This window comes from Pseudomonas sp. HD57-3, assembly GCF_056113135.1.
The window spans coordinates 1,052,501-1,073,840 of the sequence record NZ_CM148568.1; the positions used below are offsets into that span (position 1 = coordinate 1,052,501).

At 59.4% G+C, this 21,340-nt stretch carries 12 protein-coding genes and 2 rRNA genes (1 of these 14 only partly in view); 12 read left to right on the forward strand and 2 right to left on the reverse strand.

What is annotated here, in order from left to right; translation table 11 throughout:
• From AC0R79_RS04640 to yfiB, 8 genes are all read left to right on the forward strand, one after another.
• Positions 1-2,460 (forward strand): 23S ribosomal RNA (locus AC0R79_RS04640); it begins 431 nt to the left of the window's first position.
• A gap of 155 nt (positions 2,461-2,615) precedes the next feature.
• Positions 2,616-2,731: ribosomal RNA gene (rrf, locus tag AC0R79_RS04645) — 5S ribosomal RNA — on the forward strand.
• A 154-nt stretch (positions 2,732-2,885) separates the two neighbouring features.
• A complete protein-coding gene (gene recC / locus AC0R79_RS04650; RefSeq protein WP_474735063.1) occupies positions 2,886-6,338 on the forward strand; it encodes an exodeoxyribonuclease V subunit gamma in 3,453 nt (1,150 codons plus the stop codon).
• Positions 6,335-10,024 carry an exodeoxyribonuclease V subunit beta gene (recB, locus tag AC0R79_RS04655; protein ID WP_474733422.1) on the forward strand — a complete coding sequence of 1,230 codons (3,690 nt, stop codon included), beginning with the start codon at positions 6,335-6,337 and terminating at the stop codon, positions 10,022-10,024. Before recC ends, recB begins: the two co-directional genes overlap by 4 nt.
• Positions 10,021-12,129, forward strand: a complete 2,109-nt coding sequence (recD, locus tag AC0R79_RS04660) for an exodeoxyribonuclease V subunit alpha (protein WP_474733424.1) — start codon at positions 10,021-10,023, stop codon at positions 12,127-12,129. Before recB ends, recD begins: the two co-directional genes overlap by 4 nt.
• A 119-nt stretch (positions 12,130-12,248) precedes the next feature.
• Positions 12,249-12,824 (forward strand): regulatory sequestration protein YfiR, encoded by a 576-nt coding sequence (yfiR, locus tag AC0R79_RS04665; protein ID WP_474733426.1) that lies wholly within the window; start codon positions 12,249-12,251, stop codon positions 12,822-12,824.
• Positions 12,821-14,089 (forward strand): diguanylate cyclase DgcN/YfiN, encoded by a 1,269-nt coding sequence (gene dgcN / locus AC0R79_RS04670; RefSeq protein WP_474733428.1) that lies wholly within the window; start codon positions 12,821-12,823, stop codon positions 14,087-14,089. The genes yfiR and dgcN overlap by 4 nt, the downstream gene beginning before the upstream one ends.
• A complete protein-coding gene (yfiB, locus tag AC0R79_RS04675; RefSeq protein WP_375745288.1) occupies positions 14,089-14,589 on the forward strand; it encodes an outer membrane lipoprotein YfiB in 501 nt (166 codons plus the stop codon). Before dgcN ends, yfiB begins: the two co-directional genes overlap by 1 nt.
• Here the strand turns inward: yfiB and AC0R79_RS04680 are convergent.
• The gene (locus AC0R79_RS04680) at positions 14,586-15,533 is read right to left on the reverse strand and encodes a LysR family transcriptional regulator (protein WP_007953866.1); all 948 of its coding nucleotides are present in this window, start codon (positions 15,531-15,533) and stop codon (positions 14,586-14,588) included. The genes yfiB and AC0R79_RS04680 overlap by 4 nt on opposite strands.
• A 149-nt stretch (positions 15,534-15,682) precedes the next feature.
• Between AC0R79_RS04680 and AC0R79_RS04685 the strand changes: the two genes are divergently transcribed.
• Both AC0R79_RS04685 and mmsB read left to right on the forward strand, forming a co-directional pair.
• Positions 15,683-17,209 carry a CoA-acylating methylmalonate-semialdehyde dehydrogenase gene (locus AC0R79_RS04685; RefSeq protein WP_474733430.1) on the forward strand — a complete coding sequence of 509 codons (1,527 nt, stop codon included), beginning with the start codon at positions 15,683-15,685 and terminating at the stop codon, positions 17,207-17,209.
• A gap of 9 nt (positions 17,210-17,218) precedes the next feature.
• A complete protein-coding gene (mmsB, locus tag AC0R79_RS04690) occupies positions 17,219-18,106 on the forward strand; it encodes a 3-hydroxyisobutyrate dehydrogenase (protein WP_039772935.1) in 888 nt (295 codons plus the stop codon).
• A gap of 94 nt (positions 18,107-18,200) precedes the next feature.
• Here the strand turns inward: mmsB and AC0R79_RS04695 are convergent, their stop codons facing one another.
• On the reverse strand, positions 18,201-18,545 hold the full coding sequence (locus AC0R79_RS04695; protein ID WP_474733432.1) for a cupin domain-containing protein: 345 nt from the start codon (positions 18,543-18,545) through the stop codon (positions 18,201-18,203).
• A 566-nt stretch (positions 18,546-19,111) separates the two neighbouring features.
• Here AC0R79_RS04695 and AC0R79_RS04700 point away from each other — a divergent pair.
• Both AC0R79_RS04700 and AC0R79_RS04705 read left to right on the forward strand, forming a co-directional pair.
• Complete coding sequence (locus AC0R79_RS04700) at positions 19,112-20,083, forward strand: acyltransferase (RefSeq protein WP_474733434.1); 972 nt, start codon at positions 19,112-19,114, stop codon at positions 20,081-20,083.
• Positions 20,080-21,330 (forward strand): hypothetical protein, encoded by a 1,251-nt coding sequence (locus tag AC0R79_RS04705; protein WP_474733436.1) that lies wholly within the window; start codon positions 20,080-20,082, stop codon positions 21,328-21,330. Before AC0R79_RS04700 ends, AC0R79_RS04705 begins: the two co-directional genes overlap by 4 nt.
• The last annotated feature ends 10 nt before the right edge of the window (positions 21,331-21,340 follow it).

The following is a 21,340-nucleotide window of genomic DNA, read 5'->3' on the forward strand; positions in this document are numbered from 1 at the left end:
TGACCGATAGTGAACTAGTACCGTGAGGGAAAGGCGAAAAGAACCCCGGAGAGGGGAGTGAAATAGATCCTGAAACCGTATGCGTACAAGCAGTGGGAGCAGACTTTGTTCTGTGACTGCGTACCTTTTGTATAATGGGTCAGCGACTTATTTTCAGTGGCGAGCTTAACCGAATAGGGGAGGCGTAGCGAAAGCGAGTCTTAATAGGGCGTCTAGTCGCTGGGAATAGACCCGAAACCGGGCGATCTATCCATGGGCAGGTTGAAGGTTAGGTAACACTGACTGGAGGACCGAACCGACTACCGTTGAAAAGTTAGCGGATGACCTGTGGATCGGAGTGAAAGGCTAATCAAGCTCGGAGATAGCTGGTTCTCCTCGAAAGCTATTTAGGTAGCGCCTCATGTATCACTGTAGGGGGTAGAGCACTGTTTCGGCTAGGGGGTCATCCCGACTTACCAAACCGATGCAAACTCCGAATACCTACAAGTGCCGAGCATGGGAGACACACGGCGGGTGCTAACGTCCGTCGTGAAAAGGGAAACAACCCAGACCGTCAGCTAAGGTCCCAAAGTTATGGTTAAGTGGGAAACGATGTGGGAAGGCTTAGACAGCTAGGAGGTTGGCTTAGAAGCAGCCACCCTTTAAAGAAAGCGTAATAGCTCACTAGTCGAGTCGGCCTGCGCGGAAGATGTAACGGGGCTCAAACCATACACCGAAGCTACGGGTATCACGTAAGTGATGCGGTAGAGGAGCGTTCTGTAAGCCTGTGAAGGTGAGTTGAGAAGCTTGCTGGAGGTATCAGAAGTGCGAATGCTGACATGAGTAACGACAATGGGTGTGAAAAACACCCACGCCGAAAGACCAAGGTTTCCTGCGCAACGTTAATCGACGCAGGGTTAGTCGGTCCCTAAGGCGAGGCTGAAAAGCGTAGTCGATGGAAAACAGGTTAATATTCCTGTACTTCTGGTTATTGCGATGGAGGGACGGAGAAGGCTAGGCCAGCTTGGCGTTGGTTGTCCAAGTTTAAGGTGGTAGGCTGAGATCTTAGGTAAATCCGGGATCTTAAGGCCGAGAGCTGATGACGAGTTGCCTTTAGGCGACGAAGTGGTTGATGCCATGCTTCCAAGAAAAGCTTCTAAGCTTCAGATAACCAGGAACCGTACCCCAAACCGACACAGGTGGTTGGGTAGAGAATACCAAGGCGCTTGAGAGAACTCGGGTGAAGGAACTAGGCAAAATGGCACCGTAACTTCGGGAGAAGGTGCGCCGGTGAGGGTGAAGCACTTGCTGCGTAAGCCCACGCCGGTCGAAGATACCAGGCCGCTGCGACTGTTTATTAAAAACACAGCACTCTGCAAACACGAAAGTGGACGTATAGGGTGTGACGCCTGCCCGGTGCCGGAAGGTTAATTGATGGGGTTAGCTAACGCGAAGCTCTTGATCGAAGCCCCGGTAAACGGCGGCCGTAACTATAACGGTCCTAAGGTAGCGAAATTCCTTGTCGGGTAAGTTCCGACCTGCACGAATGGCGTAACGATGGCGGCGCTGTCTCCACCCGAGACTCAGTGAAATTGAAATCGCTGTGAAGATGCAGTGTATCCGCGGCTAGACGGAAAGACCCCGTGAACCTTTACTATAGCTTTGCACTGGACTTTGAATTTGCTTGTGTAGGATAGGTGGGAGGCTTTGAAGCGTGGACGCCAGTTCGCGTGGAGCCATCCTTGAAATACCACCCTGGCAACTTTGAGGTTCTAACTCAGGTCCGTTATCCGGATCGAGGACAGTGTATGGTGGGTAGTTTGACTGGGGCGGTCTCCTCCTAAAGAGTAACGGAGGAGTACGAAGGTGCGCTCAGACCGGTCGGAAATCGGTCGTAGAGTATAAAGGCAAAAGCGCGCTTGACTGCGAGACAGACACGTCGAGCAGGTACGAAAGTAGGTCTTAGTGATCCGGTGGTTCTGTATGGAAGGGCCATCGCTCAACGGATAAAAGGTACTCCGGGGATAACAGGCTGATACCGCCCAAGAGTTCATATCGACGGCGGTGTTTGGCACCTCGATGTCGGCTCATCACATCCTGGGGCTGAAGCCGGTCCCAAGGGTATGGCTGTTCGCCATTTAAAGTGGTACGCGAGCTGGGTTTAGAACGTCGTGAGACAGTTCGGTCCCTATCTGCCGTGGACGTTTGAGATTTGAGAGGGGCTGCTCCTAGTACGAGAGGACCGGAGTGGACGAACCTCTGGTGTTCCGGTTGTCACGCCAGTGGCATTGCCGGGTAGCTATGTTCGGGAAAGATAACCGCTGAAAGCATCTAAGCGGGAAACTTGCCTCAAGATGAGATCTCACTGGAACCTTGAGTTCCCTGAAGGGCCGTCGAAGACTACGACGTTGATAGGTTGGGTGTGTAAGCGCTGTGAGGCGTTGAGCTAACCAATACTAATTGCCCGTGAGGCTTGACCATATAACACCCAAGCAATCTGTAGACTCGAAAGAGACCAGATTGCGGTGTGTGAAGACGAAAATGAACCGAAAGTTCGACGCTCACAAAACACCTAGCTGTCACATACCCAATTTGCTGAAGCGAGGCCATCTGGTCACGACTCAGTACCCGAATTTCTTGACGACCATAGAGCGTTGGAACCACCTGATCCCATCCCGAACTCAGAAGTGAAACGATGCATCGCCGATGGTAGTGTGGGGTTTCCCCATGTGAGAGTAGGTCATCGTCAAGATTAAATTCCGAAACCCCAATTGCGAAAGCAGTTGGGGTTTTGTTTTGCCCGCAGGAAAGTTCTTACAGCATTCTCAGCCGCCTTGCGGCTGTCGTCGCTGGCCGACAATGCTAAGGTTCAGCCCTAGCTTTTGTACTTTTCCAAGGAAGCCTTCATGCCGGACACCCAGTCCCTCAACGCTGCATTCATGGTCGTTCAGAGCAACAGCCTGGATGAACTGCGCAGTCTTGTGATCAGCATCATGCGGCGCTATCCACTGGCTCCCCTGGAGAACGAAATCGCGCTCGTACAGAGCAACGGCATCGCTCAATGGCTCAAGCTGGCACTGGCTGAGGATCCTGAAGCGGACGATTCAGGCGGCTGTGGTATCGCCGCCGCTATTGATGTGCAACTGCCGGGCAGTTTCATGTGGCAGCTTTACCGGATGGTTCTGGGGCGAGAGGAAATTCCGGCAAAGTCGCTGCTCGATAAGGCACCGTTGACCTGGCGCCTGATGCGCCTGTTGCCACAGGTCATCACCCGTCCGCATTTCGAACCGTTACAACGCTTCCTCACCCATGACAACGATCTGCGCAAACGCTACCAGTTGTCCGAACGTCTGGCAGACCTCTTCGACCAATACCAGGTTTACCGCGCTGATTGGCTTGAGGACTGGGCAGAGGGACATCATCAACTCCGCAATGTAAGAGGTGAAGCGAAGCCGCTCTCACCCACCAGTTGCTGGCAGGCAGAATTGTGGCGCGCTCTGCTGGACGATGTGGGCGAGCAAGGCATGGCCCAGAGTCGCGCGGGCGTGCACCAGCGGTTCATGGAGCGCATCAATAGTCTTGAACGCGCACCGACCGGACTTCCCCAGCGAGTGATCGTTTTCGGAATTTCCTCGTTGCCCGCCCAGGTACTGGAAGCATTGGCCGGGTTGTCTCGTTTCAGCCAGGTTTTATTGTGCGTCCATAACCCCTGTCGTTATCACTGGGCCGATATCGTCGCCGACAAGGATCTCTTGCGTCATCAGTACAAGCGGCAGGCACGAAAAAATGGCATGCCTGTGGTGCTGGATTCGGAATCGCTCCACCAACATGCTCACCCCCTTCTCGCGGCGTGGGGCAAGCAAGGTCGTGATTACATCAACCTTCTCGACAGCTACGATGAGCCGGACAGCTATCGCGCAGCATTTCGCAATGGACGTATCGATCTGTTCAGCGAAACCCAGCCGAAGAACATGCTCAACCAGTTACAGGACGACATTCTGGAGCTGCGGCCGCTCAGCGAGACTCGAGCGCTCTGGCCGGCAGTCGATCTGACTCAAGACGATTCGATCCGCTTTCACATAGCTCATAGCGCCCAGCGCGAAGTGGAGATTCTCCACGACCAACTCCTGGCCCGTTTCAGTGCCAACGCTCAATTACGCCCTCGCGATGTGATCGTGATGGTGCCTGACATCGATAGTTATGCGCCGCATATCCGCGCCGTATTTGGCCAACTGGATCGTCAGGATCCACGCTTCATTCCCTTCACTATGGCCGATCAGGGCCAGCGCGGGCGGGATCCATTACTGATCGCTGTCGAGCATTTGCTCAAGCTGCCGGACAGTCGTTTCCCCGTCAGTGAAATTCTCGACCTGCTCGACGTTCCTGCGTTACGCGCCAGGTTTGGTGTGCAGGAGCGAGACTTGCCGACTCTGCATCGCTGGATCGAAGGGGCCGGCGTACGTTGGGGGATCGATGCCGGGCAACGGGCCGAACTGGGATTGCCCGATGAGCTGGAGCAAAACAGTTGGCGCTTCGGCCTGCGTCGGATGCTGCTCGGCTATGCCGTCGGCAGTTCCGGAGCCTGTGGGGATATCGAACCTTACGATGAAATCGGTGGTCTCGATGCCGCGTTGATCGGCCCGTTGGTAGCGTTGCTGGATGCACTGGAACTCGCGCATCAGCAACTGATGAAACCCGCCCAACCACAGGAATGGGGGCATCGGCTTCAGGCGTTGATGCAACTGTTTTTCAAGCCCGAAGATGAGCATGACGACTATCTGCTGGCTCAACTCGAGGAGTTGCGCGAAACCTGGCTGGAAACCTGTGAAGCCGTCGGTCTGCTGGACGAGCTGCCACTGACCGTCGTCCGTGAGGCCTGGCTGGCGGGGCTGGATCAGGGGCGTCTGTCGCAGCGCTTCCTGGCGGGAGCCGTGAACTTTTGCACGTTGATGCCGATGCGCGCGATCCCGTTCAGGCTGGTTTGCCTGTTGGGCATGAACGATGGTGATTATCCACGCGCTCAGCCGCCGCTGGACTTCGATCTCATGGGCAGCGACTACCGGCCGGGAGATCGCTCCCGTCGGGAGGATGACCGCTATCTTCTGCTCGAAGCGCTCTTGTCCGCCCGTCATCAGCTCTACATCAGTTGGGTCGGCCGCAGCATTCGCGACAACAGTGAGCGGCCAGCCTCTGTGTTGATCGGCCAGTTGCGCGATCATCTCGCCAATGGATGGCGATCGGTCGATGACAACGAAGATCTCCTGATTGCCATGACTCAGGAGCATCCGTTGCAGCCATTCAGTTCGCGCTACTTCCATGAGGAAGACAAGCTGTTCAGCTACGCCAGTGAATGGCAGGTGCTGCATCAACATCACGAACAGAACGACGCCGCAGCAATGCTTGCCCCCCATGTTCAGGAGGAACCGTTGAGTCTGGAGCTGCTGCAGGACTTCCTGCGCAATCCGGTTCGACACTTTTTCACTCAGCGACTCAAGGTTTACTTCGAAGCGGCGCAGGTACCTCAGGCTGACGAGGAGCCTTTTGTGCTGGATGCGTTGCAGCGATACACGCTCAGCGACAGCTTGCTCGGGGCAGCCTTGAGACACCCGGACGATGTTGATCAGGCGCTCGAGTCTCAAGCCCGACGCCTGCAGAACAGCGGACTGCTGCCCATGGCCGGATTCGGTGAATGCCTTCAGCGAGAGTTGATCGAGCCTTTGCCAGACTTGTTGCAACGATATCAACAGCTGTTGGCGTTATGGCCAACACCGCTAACCAACGCGCTACCGATCAATTTTGAATGGCAGGAACTGCGCCTTGAAGGATGGCTAGGCGGTTTGCACCGGCGCGCCGATGGCGGCGTACTGTCGGTCACAACAATCCCCAACAGCATAGGCTCGATCAAGAGCCGCAAATGGCATCGTATGACCAAGCCCTGGGTCAGCCATCTTGTCGCGTGCGCCAGTGGTCTTTCCCTGACGACCGCAGTGGTGGCCAGTGATGACACGCTCCTTCTTGAACCTCTGGAACAGACTCGAGCGGGGCGCATTCTTGAGGATCTGCTGCGTGCTTGGCAGACGGGCATGCGCCAGCCACTTCCTGTCGCGGTAAAAACGGCTTTTGCATGGCTGGCCCAGACCGATCCGGTCAAGGCTGAAGCGGCTGCCCGTAAAGCCTATGAGGGCGATGGTCAGACCAGCGAAGGCGAGCGGCGTGAAAGTCCGGCTCTGTCCCGACAATTCGCCGACTTCGATGCACTGCAGGCGGATGAAACCTTCTCCGGTTGGTGTGATGCACTGTATCGCCCTCTGCTTGAGGCACCGTGGCGTTCATGGACCCACGAGGAGGCAGGCGCATGAGTAACCAGCAGCCTCTCGCCCTGGCATTCCCGTTAAAGGGCAGCCAACTGATTGAAGCCAGTGCGGGCACTGGCAAGACGTTTACCATTTCGGCGTTGTATCTGCGGTTGATCCTCGGCCACGGAGGCGAGGCGAGTGGTTTCGCTCGAGAGCTGTTGCCCCCGCAGATTCTCGTGGTGACCTTCACCGACGCGGCCACCAAAGAGTTGCGCGAGCGCATACGCACGCGTCTGGCCGAGGCCGCTCGTTTCTTTCGTGACGAGACGCCTCCCCCTGATGCGCTGATCGATGAGCTGCGTGCACAGTTCGATCCGCAACAATGGCCCGGTTGCGCGAACCGCCTGGATATCGCCGCGCAATGGATGGATGAAGCTGCGGTCTCGACGATCCACAGCTGGTGTCAGCGAATGTTGCGCGAGCATGCGTTCGACAGCGGCAGTCTGTTTACCCAGACCCTGGAAACCGATCACAGCGACCTGCTCGGCGAAGTGCTGCGCGATTATTGGCGGCTGTTTTGCTATCCGATGCAGGGCGATGCATTGAGCTGGGTCCGCAGTCACTGGGGAGGTCCGGCGGCCTTGTTGCCGCGTGTGCGTGGGCTGTTTGGTACCGAGCGCGAAGGGGACTCTGACAAGACCCCATCCGAACTGATCGAAGACTGCCTGCAGGAACGCCGTGCGGCATTGGTGGAGTTGAAGGGGCCATGGCGGCAGTGGGCCGATGAGTTACTCGCCATCTGCCATCAGGGCGTCGCCAACAAAACCGTGGACGGGCGCAAGATGCAGGCCCGCTATTTCGAACCCTGGTTCGAAAAGCTCAAGGCCTGGGCCGAGGACGAGGCGCTCGAACAGCTGGATATCGGCACCGGGTTCGCCAGGCTCACGCCGGAGGGCATGGCTGAAGCCTGGAAGGGCGAGCCGCCGAGTCACCCGGGCCTGGATGCCATGCCTGTGCTCAAGTCGAGCCTCGACAATTTGCCGACGCCCGATGCGGCCGTGCTGCAGCATGCTGCCAAATGGGTTGGTGCCCGCTTTGAAGACGAGAAGCGCCGTCGGGCCGAAATGGGTTTCGACGACATGCTGTTGCGTCTGGATGCTGCCCTGCAATCCGATGGTGGCGAACGTCTCGCCACGCTAATCCGCGAGCAGTTCCCGGTCGCCTTGATCGATGAGTTCCAGGACACGGATCCGGTGCAGTACCGGATCTTCGAAAGCATCTATCGCATTGAAGAGGATAATCCCGAGACCGGGCTGTTCCTGATTGGCGACCCCAAGCAGGCGATCTATGCCTTCCGTGGCGCGGACATCTACACCTATCTGCGAGCCCGCCAGGCTACAACCGGACGCCTGCATACCCTGGGCACGAACTTCCGTTCCAGTCACGGGATGGTCAGTGCGGTCAACCATGTTTTCGAACGTGCCGAGTCCCGTGAGCAAGGGCGCGGAGCATTTCTGTTCCGAGAGAAAAACGGCGATAACCCGGTGCCATTCCAGCCTGTAGAGGCTCAGGGGCGTAAAGAACATTTGCAGGTATCCGGGCTTGATGTGCCAGCGCTGAGCATCTGGCATTTATCCACCGACAAGCCACTGTCCGGGACGGTTTATCGTCAGCAGTTGGCGGCGGCCTGCGCCAGTGAGATCACGACCCTGCTCAATGGCGGACAGACTGGTCGCGCCGGGTTTGCGCAAGAGGGCAAGGATTGGCGTGGGCTGCGGCCAGCGGACATTGCGATCCTGGTTCGCGACGGTAAAGAGGCGCAGGCGGTACGCGGTGAGCTCGCAACGCGCGGAGTCCGCAGCGTTTATCTGTCGGACAAGGACTCGGTCTTTGCCGCACAGGAAGCCCATGACCTGTTGTCGTGGCTCAAGGCGTGCGCCGAGCCGGATGTCGAACGCTCCCTGAAAGCGGCGCTGGCGTGCATCACACTGAATCTGCCACTGGCTGAACTGGAGCGCCTGAATCAGGACGAACTGGTCTGGGAAACCCGGGTCATGCAGTTCCGTGGTTATCGTGAGCTCTGGCGCAAGCAAGGGGTGCTGCCGATGTTGCGGCGCCTGCTGCACGACTTTCAACTGCCGCAGATGCTCATTGCCCGCAGTGATGGCGAGCGGGTGCTGACCAACCTGTTGCACCTGTCGGAGTTGTTGCAACAGGCCGCGTCGGAACTCGATGGCGAGCAGGCACTGATCCGTCATCTGGCCGAGCATCTGGCGCTGTCCGGGCAGGCAGGTGAAGAGCAGATCTTGCGTCTTGAAAGCGACGAACAACTGGTCAAGGTCGTGACCATTCACAAGTCCAAGGGGCTTGAATACCCTTTGGTGTTCCTGCCGTTCATCTGCTCGGCCAAACCCGTGGATGGCAGTCGATTGCCGCTGCATTACCACGATGAGTCCGGCAAGGCCCGCATCAGTCTGAAGCCCGACGCTGAACTGATCGCCCTGGCGGACAATGAGCGCCTGGCGGAGGATCTGCGTTTGCTCTACGTCGCGCTGACCCGCGCGCAACATGCGTGCTGGCTCGGGGTGACGGATCTCAAACGCGGCAATCACAGCAGCTCGGTGCTGCATCTTTCTGCACTGGGCTATCTGTTGGGCGGCGGCGCAACGTTGAATGAGTCCAGCGGATTGGCCCGCTGGCTGGACGATCTGCAACAGGATTGTTCGGCGCTGAGCGTTGTTGAAATGCCGGAGGCCACAAGCGAGCAGTACCAGCCTCCGCGTAACGAAGCCACGCTACGTGCCACCCTTTTGCCGAGCCGCAGGGCCAGCGAAAACTGGTGGATCGCGTCATACAGCGCCTTGCGCATCAGTGACGTGCTGAGCGTCGGCAATGACGAAGCTCCAGACAGTCCGCAAGCGCAAAAACTGTTCGACGACGAACGCCTCGATCCTGAAGCTCCGCGCGAGATCATCGCCGGTGGGGCTGATATTCACCGCTTCCCTCGAGGGCCGAATCCGGGAACGTTTCTTCACGGTTTGCTGGAGTGGGCAGGGGAGGAAGGATTCGCGGTCACCCGCGAGTCGCTGGACGATGCGATTGCCCGGCGTTGTAATCGACGGGGCTGGGAAGGCTGGATCACCACCCTCGGCGATTGGTTGCAACACTTGCTCAAACTGCCACTGCCCGCAGGGCTCGACCAACCGCCAGTGGTGCTTGAGCAATTGAAGCAGTATCGGGTCGAGATGGAGTTCTGGTTTGCCAGCCACAAAGTCGACGTCCTCAAGCTCGACGAACAGGTGCGTCAGTTCACCCACAACGGTGTTGCCCGGGTCGGCGCCGAAGCGGTGCAGCTCAATGGCATGTTCAAAGGCTTTATCGACCTGACGTTCGAGCACGAGGGCCGCTACTACGTGGCCGATTACAAATCCAACTGGCTGGGTGTCGACGACGCCGCGTACACCGAGCGAGCCATGGAGCAGTCGATCCTCGACAACCGTTATGACCTGCAATACGTGCTGTACCTGTTGGCACTGCATCGTCAGCTCAAGGCGCGGCTCGCCGACTACGACTACGACCGGCATATCGGCGGCGCGTTGTATCTGTTCCTGCGCGGGACACGGGCCCCTGGCGGCGGCGTTTACTTCGCGCGACCACCAAGGGAGCTGATCGAGCGTCTGGACTTCATGTTTCAGGGCAAACCGCAACCCAAGGCCGAGCCCGCGTGGGAACAGGGAGTACTGCTATGAACCGGACATTCGCCGACCTGCTGCCAACGCCGCTGACCGCCGACAGCCTCGCGCAACTGACGCCCCTGACCCGTGCCGATGACCTGTTGCTGTTGCTGACCCAGTGGGTCGAGCGGGGCTGGTTGCGGGCACTGGACAAGGCATTTGTGGCCTTTCTTCATGAGTTGGCACCCGATGTCGATTCGCTGGTGTTGCTCGCCGCCGCATTGACCAGTCACCAGCTCGGCCATGGTCATGTCTGTCTGGATCTGTTCGAAACCCTCAAGGCACCGGATTTTGCACTTTCCCTGCCGCCGGAGGGGGACGCACAACCCGGCGTATTGCTGTTGCCCTCGCAGTTGCTCGAAACCCTCGACGGAGCGCATTGGTGCAAAGTACTGGCCGGCAGTTCGCTGGTGGCACTGGCCGCCGACGAAGGTGCATCGGCGCAGGAACGCCCGCTGGTGTTGTCCGGCAAGCGCTTGTACTTGCGGCGCTATTGGGCCTACGAACGGCGTATCGACAGCGCATTGCGTCAGCGTCTCGCGGAGCAGGAAGCGACACCAGCCGATCTTGCACAGAGGCTGGACGCACTGTTCGATCCGGCCCAGCGTGCGGATGTCATCGACTGGCAGAAACTCGCCTGCGCCTTGGCCACCCGAAGTGCCTTCAGCATCATCACGGGTGGCCCGGGTACCGGCAAGACGACGACGGTGGTCCGTTTGCTGGCGTTGCTCCAGGCACCAGCGGTCGAGGCGCATCAACCGTTGCGCATTCGCCTCGCGGCCCCTACCGGTAAAGCGGCGGCGCGGCTGACCGAGTCCATCAGTCAGCAGGTGCAGTCGCTGAAAGTTGCTGACAGTGTCCGGGAAAGAATCCCGACCGAGGTGACCACGGTGCACCGCCTGCTCGGCAGTCGTCCCGGCACGCGGCACTTTCGCCACCATGCCGGTAACCGTCTGCCCCTGGACGTACTGGTGGTCGATGAAGGGTCCATGATCGACCTGGAAATGATGGCCAATCTGCTCGATGCCTTGCCGCCTCATGCCCGATTGGTGTTGCTGGGCGACAAGGATCAACTTGCCTCCGTGGAGGCAGGTGCGGTGCTGGGAGATTTGTGCCGTGATGCCGAAGCCGGTTGGTACAGTGCGCAGACCCGCCAGTGGCTGGAACAGGTGAGCGGCGAATCCCTGCAGGACAGCGGTCTGCACGAAGGCACTGATGGTTCGCATCCGTTGGCCCAGCAAGTGGTGATGTTGCGTCACTCGCGGCGTTTCGGCGAGGGCAGCGGCATCGGTCAACTGGCGCGAAGGGTGAATCAGCAACTCCCGGTCGAGGCTCGCCAGTTACTGGACGCCAAAACCCATGGTGATGTGTTTTCGTTGCCGCTTCAGAACGAGCACGACCGGAACCTTGAGCACCTGGTGCTCGATGGACACGGCGAAGGCCGTCACGGTTATCGACACTATCTGAGCGTCTTGCGCGATCGACGTCCGGCGAGCGGAACGCCGCTCGAGCACCCGGGTTGGGTCGATTGGGCGCGTGACGTCCTGCGGGCCTTCGATACCTTCCAGTTGTTGTGCGCAGTGCGCAAAGGGCCGTGGGGTGTCGAAGGGCTGAACCAGCGCATCACTGATGCGTTGCTCAAGGCGCGACTGATCGAGAGCGACCAGCAATGGTACGAAGGCCGGCCGGTGCTGATGACCCGAAATGATTACGGCCTGGGGCTGATGAACGGTGACATCGGTATCACCCTGAAACTGCCCGAGCGCGATGGGCCGGATGCTGGTAAGTCGGTGTTGCGAGTGGCATTCCCGCGTAACGACGGGCGCGGCGGGGTGCGCTTCGTGCTACCGAGCCGGCTCAACGATGTCGAAACCGTCTATGCGATGACTGTGCACAAGTCGCAGGGCTCGGAGTTTGCCCATACCGCGTTGATCCTGCCGGACGCCCTGAATCCCGTGTTGACCAAGGAACTGATCTACACCGGAATTACCCGGGCCAAGGACTGGTTCACCTTGATCGAGCCTCGGAGCGGCGTGTTTGAAGAAGCGGTGCAGCGCAAGGTGAAGCGCCTGAGTGGACTGATGCTGGAATTGGAAGAAGGGACGCCGCATAAAGGATGAAGGAGCTTTCGATTGTCGCCGATAATTGACCGACCGGTCAGAGGTCGTTGTATCGCTGGCGTTCCAGCGCTGTGCTATCGTTGCGGCATCATTTCGTAACGATCCAAGAGAATCCCTGCATGAAGGTGGCTGTCTGGGCGACAGAGCGCGTAGTTGGCTGCAAGCAGGCGTTGCTTGCCGGTGTGCTCTGTTTGCTCACGGGTGTGGCCGCTGCCCAGACTCAACCCCCGGCGGGCATGGCCGAACAACGGGCCAAATCCGTCACCCAAGTTGTCCTCGGTATCCTCAGTTACGCACGCTGGCCGGTAGAGCCGGCGCAATTACGCCTGTGCATCGTCGGCCCGACCGAATACACCGACGACCTGGTCAAGGGCACGACCCAGGCCACGGGGCGTCCGGTCATCGTGCGTCGACTGTTGGCTGACAATCCGGCCATCGTCAGCGAGTGCGATGCGGTCTACATCGGCAAACTCACGACCGACGAACGCAGCCGACTGTTCGCGTCCCTGATCGGCCATCCGGTGCTGAGCATCAGTGAAGGCGGCGATCAGTGCACGGTCGGCAGCCTGTTCTGCCTGCGGGTCGGCGATGAACAAGTGTCGTTCGAGGTCAATCTCGACTCCGTCGCCCGCAGCGGCGTGCGCATTCATCCCAGCGTGCTGCAGTTGTCGCGCCGCAAACCGGCGGTGCCATGAGACGCGACAAATCCACAGGGCGCCCGACGCTCGGTTCGGTCATCGGCCGTGGCAACCTGATTGTGGCGCTGGTCGCCGTGGCAATGGCCAGTGTGTCGCTGACGCTGCTTGGGGTGCTGGCGCTGCGGGTCTATGCCGATCACAACCTGCACTTGATCGCCCGCTCGATCAGTTACACCGTGGAAGCCGCGGTGGTGTTCAACGACAAGGCCGCCGCGACCGAAGCGCTGGCGTTGATCGCCTCGACCGAAGAAGTGGCGGATGCCCAGGTGCTGGACACTCAGGGCCAGTTGGTCGCGCGCTGGCAGCGTCCGGAGAATGGCCTGTTTTCCGAACTTGAGATGCAGGTCGCGCGGGTCATTCTGGAAAAACCCATCAACCTGCCGATCCTGCATCAGGATCGGGAGATCGGGCGCATTTTGCTGATCGGCCACGGCGGCAGCCTGATGCGCTTCCTGTTGAGCGGTCTGGCGGGCATCATTCTCTGCACGGCGATCAGCGCCTGGGTCGCGCTGTACCTGGCGCAGCGTCAGTTGCGCAGGATCATCGGCCCGTTGCACAGCCTGGCGGCGGTGGCGCATGCGGCCCGCAGCGAGCGGGCACTGGACCGACGCGTACCTCGGGCAAAGATTGCCGAACTGGACAACCTCGGCAATGACTTCAATGCCTTGCTCGATGAACTCGAAGACTGGCAAACCCACCTGCAAAGCGAGAACGAAACCCTCGCCCACCAGGCCAGCCACGACAGTCTCACCGGCTTGCCGAACCGGGCCTTTTTCGAAGGCCGCCTGATCCGTGCGCTACGCAGCGCCCACAAACTCAACGAGCGCGTGGCGGTGCTGTTTCTCGACAGCGACCGATTCAAGGATATCAACGACAGCTTCGGTCATGCCGCCGGCGACGCGGTGCTGGTGGCGGTAGCGGATCGGGTGCGAGCGCAGTTGCGTGAGGAAGATCTGGTGGCGCGTCTGGGCGGTGATGAATTTGCCGTTCTGCTGACACCCTTGCACAAGACCGAAGACGCCGAGCGCATTGCCGACAAGATCCTCGCCAGCATGGACATTCCGATTGCGCTGCCAGGCGACAGCAGTGTCGTGACTTCGCTCAGTATCGGCATCGCCGTTTACCCCGATCATGGTGCCACGCCCGGCACCTTGCTCGATGCGGCGGATGCCGCGATGTACCAAGCCAAGCGTTTGTCGCGCGGCGCCCAATTCACGGCCGGGTCGGAGCACCTGGTCGATCCCGTTCAAACCAGGAGCTGATGCCCGTGTTCTCACTTTCCTTTCGACTGTTTTCCACCCTGTTGCTGACGGCCATGCTGGCCATGACCGGTTGCCAGACCGCCCCGCAAAAAGGCCTGACGCCAGCCCAGGTCGCGGTTCTCAAGCAGCAAGGCTTCGAGTTGACCGATGACGGCTGGGAGTTCGGCCTGTCGGGCAAAGTGCTGTTTGGCAGCGATGTCGAAAGCCTGAACAAACAAAGTACCGAAATCGTCGAGCGTATCGGCAAAGCGTTGCTGGGTGTCGGCATCGAGCGGGTGCGGGTGGATGGCCATACCGACGCCTCGGGCAAGGAAACCTACAACCAGCAGCTGTCACTGCGCCGCGCGAAAAGCGTCGGTAAAGTGCTGACCGCGGTCGGCATGAAAGAAGAGAACATTCAGCTGCAAGGCCTCGGCAGTCGCGAGCCGGTCGCCTCCAACGACACTGCCGCCGGCCGCACCGAAAACCGCCGGGTGTCGATCGTGGTCAGCGCCGATTAATCGGCGAACTGCATTTCGCGGGTCTCACCCATCAACAGACCCTGATTGCGCTCGGTCACCTCACGGATGTAATCCCACAACAGGGTGATCCGTTTCAACTTCCGAAGATCCTCCCGGCAGTACATCCAGAACTGCCGGGTGATGTCGATTTCCTCCGGCAACACCGGCAACAGGCGCGGATCCTGGGCCGCGAGGAAGCACGGCAGAATCGCCAATGAGCGCCCCTGCTGCGCCGCCACGAACTGCGCAATCACGCTGGTGCTGCGCAAATTGGCGCTGGCGCCGGGCAACACGTTCGCCAGATACAGCAGCTCCGAGCTGAACGCCAGATCATCCACATAACTGATGAATTGATGCTTGCCCAGGTCGGCGGGGCGGCGGATCGGCGGGTGTTTGTCGAGATATTCCTGGGTCGCGTACAGCTGCAAGCGGTAGTCGCAGAGTTTGCAGCACACGTACGGCCCGTGTTCCGGGCGTTCGAGGGCGATGACGATGTCGGCCTCGCGTTTGGACAGGCTGATGAAGTGCGGCAGCGGCAGGATGTCCACCGAGATCGCCGGGTAGGCGTCGACGAAGTGGCTCAGTTGCGGGGTGATGAAGAAGCTGCCGAAACCTTCGGTGCAACCCATGCGCACATGCCCGGACAGCGCGACGCCGGAGCCGGACACCTGCTCGCAGGCCATGTGCAGCGTGCTTTCGATCGACTCGGCGTAGCTCAACAGGCGCTGGCCTTCGGCAGTCAGCACGAAACCGCTGGTGCGCGATTTTTCGAACAGCAAAGTGCCGAGCGCCGCTTCCAGTGAACTGATCCGCCGCGACACGGTGGTGTAGTCCACCGCCAGGCGTTTGGCCGCGGTGCTGGCCTTGCGGGTACGGGCGACTTCGAGGAAAAACTTCAGGTCGTCCCAGTTCAGCGAGCCTAGAGAGGTGATGTTTTTTTGCATGATGGACGGGCTTATATGTGCGTTCTTATTAGAAGTTTGCACATCTATACTCCAAAAACAGTCCGACAACCAATTCGTGACACACGCCTCATCTCAAGGCGAACCTTTCGCCTTGGCTCCTAAGATAAAAACAAGTTCTGGAGACCAGCATGAACGCATCGCTTACGCCCAACGAAACCACGATCCAGAAGGTCAAGCTGCTGATCGACGGCGAGTGGGTCGAGTCGCAGACCACCGAGTGGCACGACATCGTCAACCCGGCGACCCAGCAGGTTCTGGCCAAGGTTCCGTTCGCCACCGCCGCTGAAGTCGACGCCGCCGTCAGCGCCGCACAGCGCGCCTTCCAGACCTGGAAACTGACCCCGATCGGCGCGCGCATGCGCATCATGCTCAAGCTGCAGGCGTTGATCCGCGAGCATTCCAAACGTATCGCCGTGGTGCTGAGCGCCGAGCAGGGCAAGACCATTGCCGATGCCGAGGGCGATATTTTCCGTGGCCTGGAAGTGGTCGAACACGCCTGCTCCATCGGCAGCCTGCAGATGGGCGAGTTCGCCGAGAACGTGGCCGGCGGCGTCGACACCTACACCTTGCGCCAGCCGATCGGCGTCTGCGCCGGCATCACCCCGTTCAACTTCCCGGCGATGATCCCGCTGTGGATGTTCCCGATGGCCATCGCCTGCGGCAACACCTTCGTCCTCAAGCCATCCGAACAGGATCCGCTGTCGACCATGCTGCTGGTGGAGCTGGCGATCGAAGCGGGCATTCCGGCCGGTGTGCTTAACGTCGTTCATGGTGGCAAAGACGTGGTTGACGGCTTGTGCATCCACAAGGACATCAAGGCCGTTTCGTTTGTCGGTTCGACCGCCGTCGGCACTCACGTGTATGACCTGGCCGGTAAGCACGGCAAGCGCGTGCAATCGATGATGGGCGCGAAGAACCACGCGGTGGTACTGCCGGATGCCAATCGCGAGCAAGCGCTCAATGCTCTGGTTGGCGCCGGTTTCGGTGCGGCCGGACAGCGTTGCATGGCCACCTCGGTGGTGGTGCTGGTGGGTGCGGCCAAACAATGGTTGCCGGATCTGAAAGCGCTGGCGCAGAAACTCAAGGTCAACGCCGGCAACGAGCCGGGCACCGATGTCGGTCCGGTCATTTCGAAAAAGGCCAAGGCGCGGATTCTCGATTTGATCGAAAGCGGCATCAAGGAAGGCGCCAAACTCGAGCTGGACGGTCGCGACATCAGCGTTCCGGGCTACGAGAAAGGCAACTTCGTCGGCCCGACCCTGTTCTCCGGGGTGACCACCGACATGCAGATCTACACCCAGGAAATCTTCGGCCCGGTGCTGGTGGTGCTGGAAGTCGACACCCTCGATCAGGCCATCGCGCTGGTCAACGCCAACCCGTTCGGCAATGGCACTGGCCTGTTCACCCAGAGCGGTGCGGCGGCGCGTAAATTCCAGACTGAAATCGACGTCGGCCAGGTCGGCATCAACATCCCGATTCCGGTGCCGGTCCCGTTCTTCAGCTTCACCGGTTCGCGCGGTTCGAAACTTGGCGACCTCGGCCCGTACGGCAAGCAAGTGGTGCAGTTCTACACCCAGACCAAAACGGTCACGGCGCGCTGGTTCGATGACGACAGCGTCAACGACGGCGTGAACACCACCATCAACCTGCGCTGAGGAATGGCCATGAAAATCGCATTTATCGGTCTGGGCAACATGGGCGCGCCGATGGCGCGCAACCTGATCAAGGCCGGGCATTCGCTGAATCTGGTGGACCTGAACAAAACCGTGCTGGCGGAACTCGAGCAGCTTGGCGGCACCATCCGCGCTTCGGCTCGCGAAGCTGCTGAAGATGCAGAACTGGTGATCACCATGCTGCCGGCGGCGGTGCATGTGCGCAGCGTCTGGCTCGGTGAAGACGGTGTTCTCGCCGGGATCGGTAAAGGCGTGCCGGCAGTGGATTGCAGCACCATCGATCCGCAGACTGCGCGCGATGTAGCTGCGGCGGCTGCCAAACAAGGCGTGGCCATGGCCGATGCCCCGGTGTCCGGTGGTACCGGCGGTGCCACGGCCGGGACGCTGACCTTCATGGTTGGCGCCACCCCGGAACTGTTCGCCACCCTGCAACCGGTGCTGGCGCAGATGGGCCGCAACATCGTGCATTGCGGTGAGGTCGGCACCGGGCAGATCGCCAAGATCTGCAACAACCTGTTGCTCGCCATTTCGATGGTCGGCGTCAGCGAGGCGATGGCGCTGGGCGATGCGCTGGGCATCGATACCACGGTGCTCGCCGGGATCATCAACAGCTCGACCGGGCGTTGCTGGAGTTCTGAAATGTACAACCCGTGGCCGGGCATCGTCGAAACGGCACCGGCCTCGCGCGGCTACACCGGTGGCTTCGGCGCCGAGCTGATGCTCAAGGATCTGGGGCTGGCCACCGAAGCGGCACGTCAGGCCCATCAGCCGGTGGTGCTGGGCGCGGTGGCGCAGCAGTTGTATCAGGCGATGAGTCAGCGCGGGGAAGGTGGCAAGGACTTCTCGGCGATCATCAACAGTTATCGCAAGCCGCAGTAACCGTCGTCAGGCCTGTGTTCGCCACAGGTCTGCACATCCAATGCAGTAGGTGTTGCCGGGAAATCACGTCGGGTGGTTCCCCGGCTTTTTTGTATCAGGCGAACACGAAATATTTGCGCACGGTCTCGACCACTTCCCAGGTGCCTTTCATTCCTGGCTCGACCACGAAGATGTCGCCAGCACGCAGGTGGATCGGCTCCATGCCGTCCGGGGTGATCACGCAGTAGCCTTCCTGGAAATGGCAGTACTCCCACTTAACGTAATCCACTCGCCACTTGCCTGGCGTGCAGATCCAGGTGCCCATGATCTTGCTGCCGTCTTCGCTGGTGTAGGCATTGAGGTTGACGGTGTGCGGGTCGCCCTCGAACTTTTCCCATTTGCAGGCGTCGAGTACGGGCAGGGGATGGGTGTCGCGCAAAACGGTGATAGGTGCGGGCATGACGGCTCCAGGCCAGAGGGAGTGAGAGCCGTCACCGTAGCCTTCGCGGGTGCTGTCGGAATGTCTGGGGTCGACCTCCAGATGTCTGTAAGCGCTGGAGCAAATCTGCACTCCTCCCTGATTTGCACCAGCGCTGTGCATATAAGAAGGTTTTGGTACAAGCGTGCACCATAAAAGTTCAATCAATTTTTAGACTAAAACGAGATAACCATTCTGACACCTATTGCAAAACAAAATCGTCTGTACTATAACATTCGTACTAAAGAACTATTCCTCCAAAGGGAGCTTAACCTAAGTCACGGACAGACTTGAATCGGCTTTTTCTCATCTCGAAACTGACTTGGCTTTTGGCTCAAGTGTGAACTTCTACCTGTTGTTAATGAATAATGACAGTTGAATGAACCGGACAGTTAATAAGCGGCGCGGACGCAATGTCTCGCGTGCTTTGAGTAAAAGCCCTAAATAAACAGTTAATTATTATTTGTGCACTGGCGGATTTATATCTGCGGGATACGCACGCCTATCGAATTTTTATGTGCCCGGCATCAATGGAATGAGGCTTTATTGTGGACGACATAAACGTAATTGAAGTTTCGACGATTGTTGATAGTGCGAGTGAACTTGGCCAGCACGTCTGGGTGCGTGCCGGCAGTCGCCTGACACATGTGCAGATCAGTGATGACTGCTTTATCGGCTTCAGGTGCGATTTGCGGTATGCGTCCATCGGCAAATCCAGCATGTTCGCCACCGGATCCCGGTGCCTGGGGACGGTGCAGTCTCCGGTTCGGATTGCCGAAAATGTCTGGCTGGGCGCCAAGGCCACCGTGGCTGCCGGTGTTTCCATCGGTGCCGGGGCCGTGGTAGCGGCTGGCGCGTTGGTGACCGCCGATGTCCCGCCGGACGCAATCGTCGTCGGTCGTCCGGCGCGGGTCATTGCCCGGCGCACCGTGGTCGAGGACGGCCGGCCGAGCCCGGAACCGGTGCTGGCAAAAGTCCGGGAACGGGCGCGTCAGGGCTTGCCGTCGATGCTCGATCGGTCAACGCAGTCGGTCGCGCGGCTCAAGTCGCTGAACCCCGACACCCAGACCTGGGACATCAGCGACGACGCCCTGATCGATGCCGAACTGCGCGGCGGAGCGTCGGTGGAAATCGCCCGGGACTGCATTCTGATCGGGCGCAGCAACCGTCAGGGCGGCATGTCGCAACTGGGTGGCATCGAATTGGGCACCGGCGTGCGACTGGCTGCCGGTGTGGTTATCGAGGCGGCCGGCGGCGTATCCGTGGGTGCTTTCAGCGAGTTGTCCGAGGGGGTCACGATCGTGGCCTCCACTCATGATCATTCATTCCGCTCACTGCCCTGGGAGGAGGCACCGGTGCGCATTGGAAGTCGTTGCGTTATTGGCGAGGGCGCCATCTTGGTAGGTCCACTGAATATTGGCGACGGTGCCGTTATCAAACCGTACTCGGTGGTTATAAGGGATGTATTGGAAAACACTGTGGTTCATGGCGTTGTTCAACTAATGGAGATTCAAGAATGATTTTATTTGCCCCCAATCCAACCGGTTCCGGTCACAACATGCGCGCGCTGTCCATCGCTCAGGCGATCAAGAAACAGCGTCCGGACATGCCATTGACCGTGGCACTGGCTTCCTTGCAGCCGACCTTTACGCCGATGTTCGAAAAGTCTGGCGTAGAAGTTGTGGATATTGCCGGTCGTTTGGTCGATTACTCGAAAAAGAGCAACTTGTCGAAAGAACTCGACTGGAATAATTACATTGGCGGTTATATCGCCAATACCTTCTTGTCCGGCGAGCGGATTCTGTCTTACCTGGCGCTGATCGCCGAGTACAAGCCGACCGCTCTGGTGTCGGACTACAACATGGCCGCCTGCCTGGCCGCGATTTTCAGCGGCACGCCGCTGGTGTTCGTCACCGAGCGCTACGACTTCACCCTGTGTCAGCTGGAAGACCATGATCTGGCCGACGGCGGTTTCGAAGTCAACGCCCTGGAAATGGCACGGGCCCGCACCGCGCTGCACAGCCAGTTCAACTGGATGATCAATCAGAGCCAACTGGTGCTGACCGACAAACCGTATGTGGCCTCTCTCGATCAGGGCACACCGGTGGCCGAAGCGCTGGTCAGCGGCAAGGCGCATTTTGTCGGCCCGATGATCCGCGACATCAATGTGCAGACCGGTTTGAATGTGCGCGAGCAATTGAACCTCGGCGACTCGCCGTTCGTTGTGGCTTCGATCAGCGGCACCACGATGTTTGCCCAGAACAAGGACGCGCTGCTCGCCGCCTACCTCGACAGCTTCAAGGTCCTGCGCGAGCGCAATCCGGAACTGAAACTGGTGTTGCTGGGCCGTCAGGATATCCAGGCTCAGGACGGCGTCGTCTGCGTGCCGTACTACCCGGACTGGATGGGCCTGCTGCGTGAAGCCAGCCTGCTGATTTCGGCGCCGGGCTGGATCACCGTGACGGAAATCGCCGCACTGCAGATTCCAACGCTGTTCGTGCTGCCGTCCAAGTCCGAGTACCACGAACTCGAGGCGCTGCGCCGTCTGGAGCTGCTGGGTTTCCCGACGCATCTGGGCCACGACCGCGATGCGATCGTCGAACTGATCCAGGGCGAACTGGAAAAAGACACCGACGCTTCGACCTACTACGCACCGCATCAACAAGTGGCCGCGCCGGATGGCGAAGGTGCCGCCCGCGCCGCGACGCGCATCATCGAGTTGTGCCAGGGCAGCGTTGTGTCGCTGACCGAAAGCAAAGCCGCTTAACCTCAAGGAA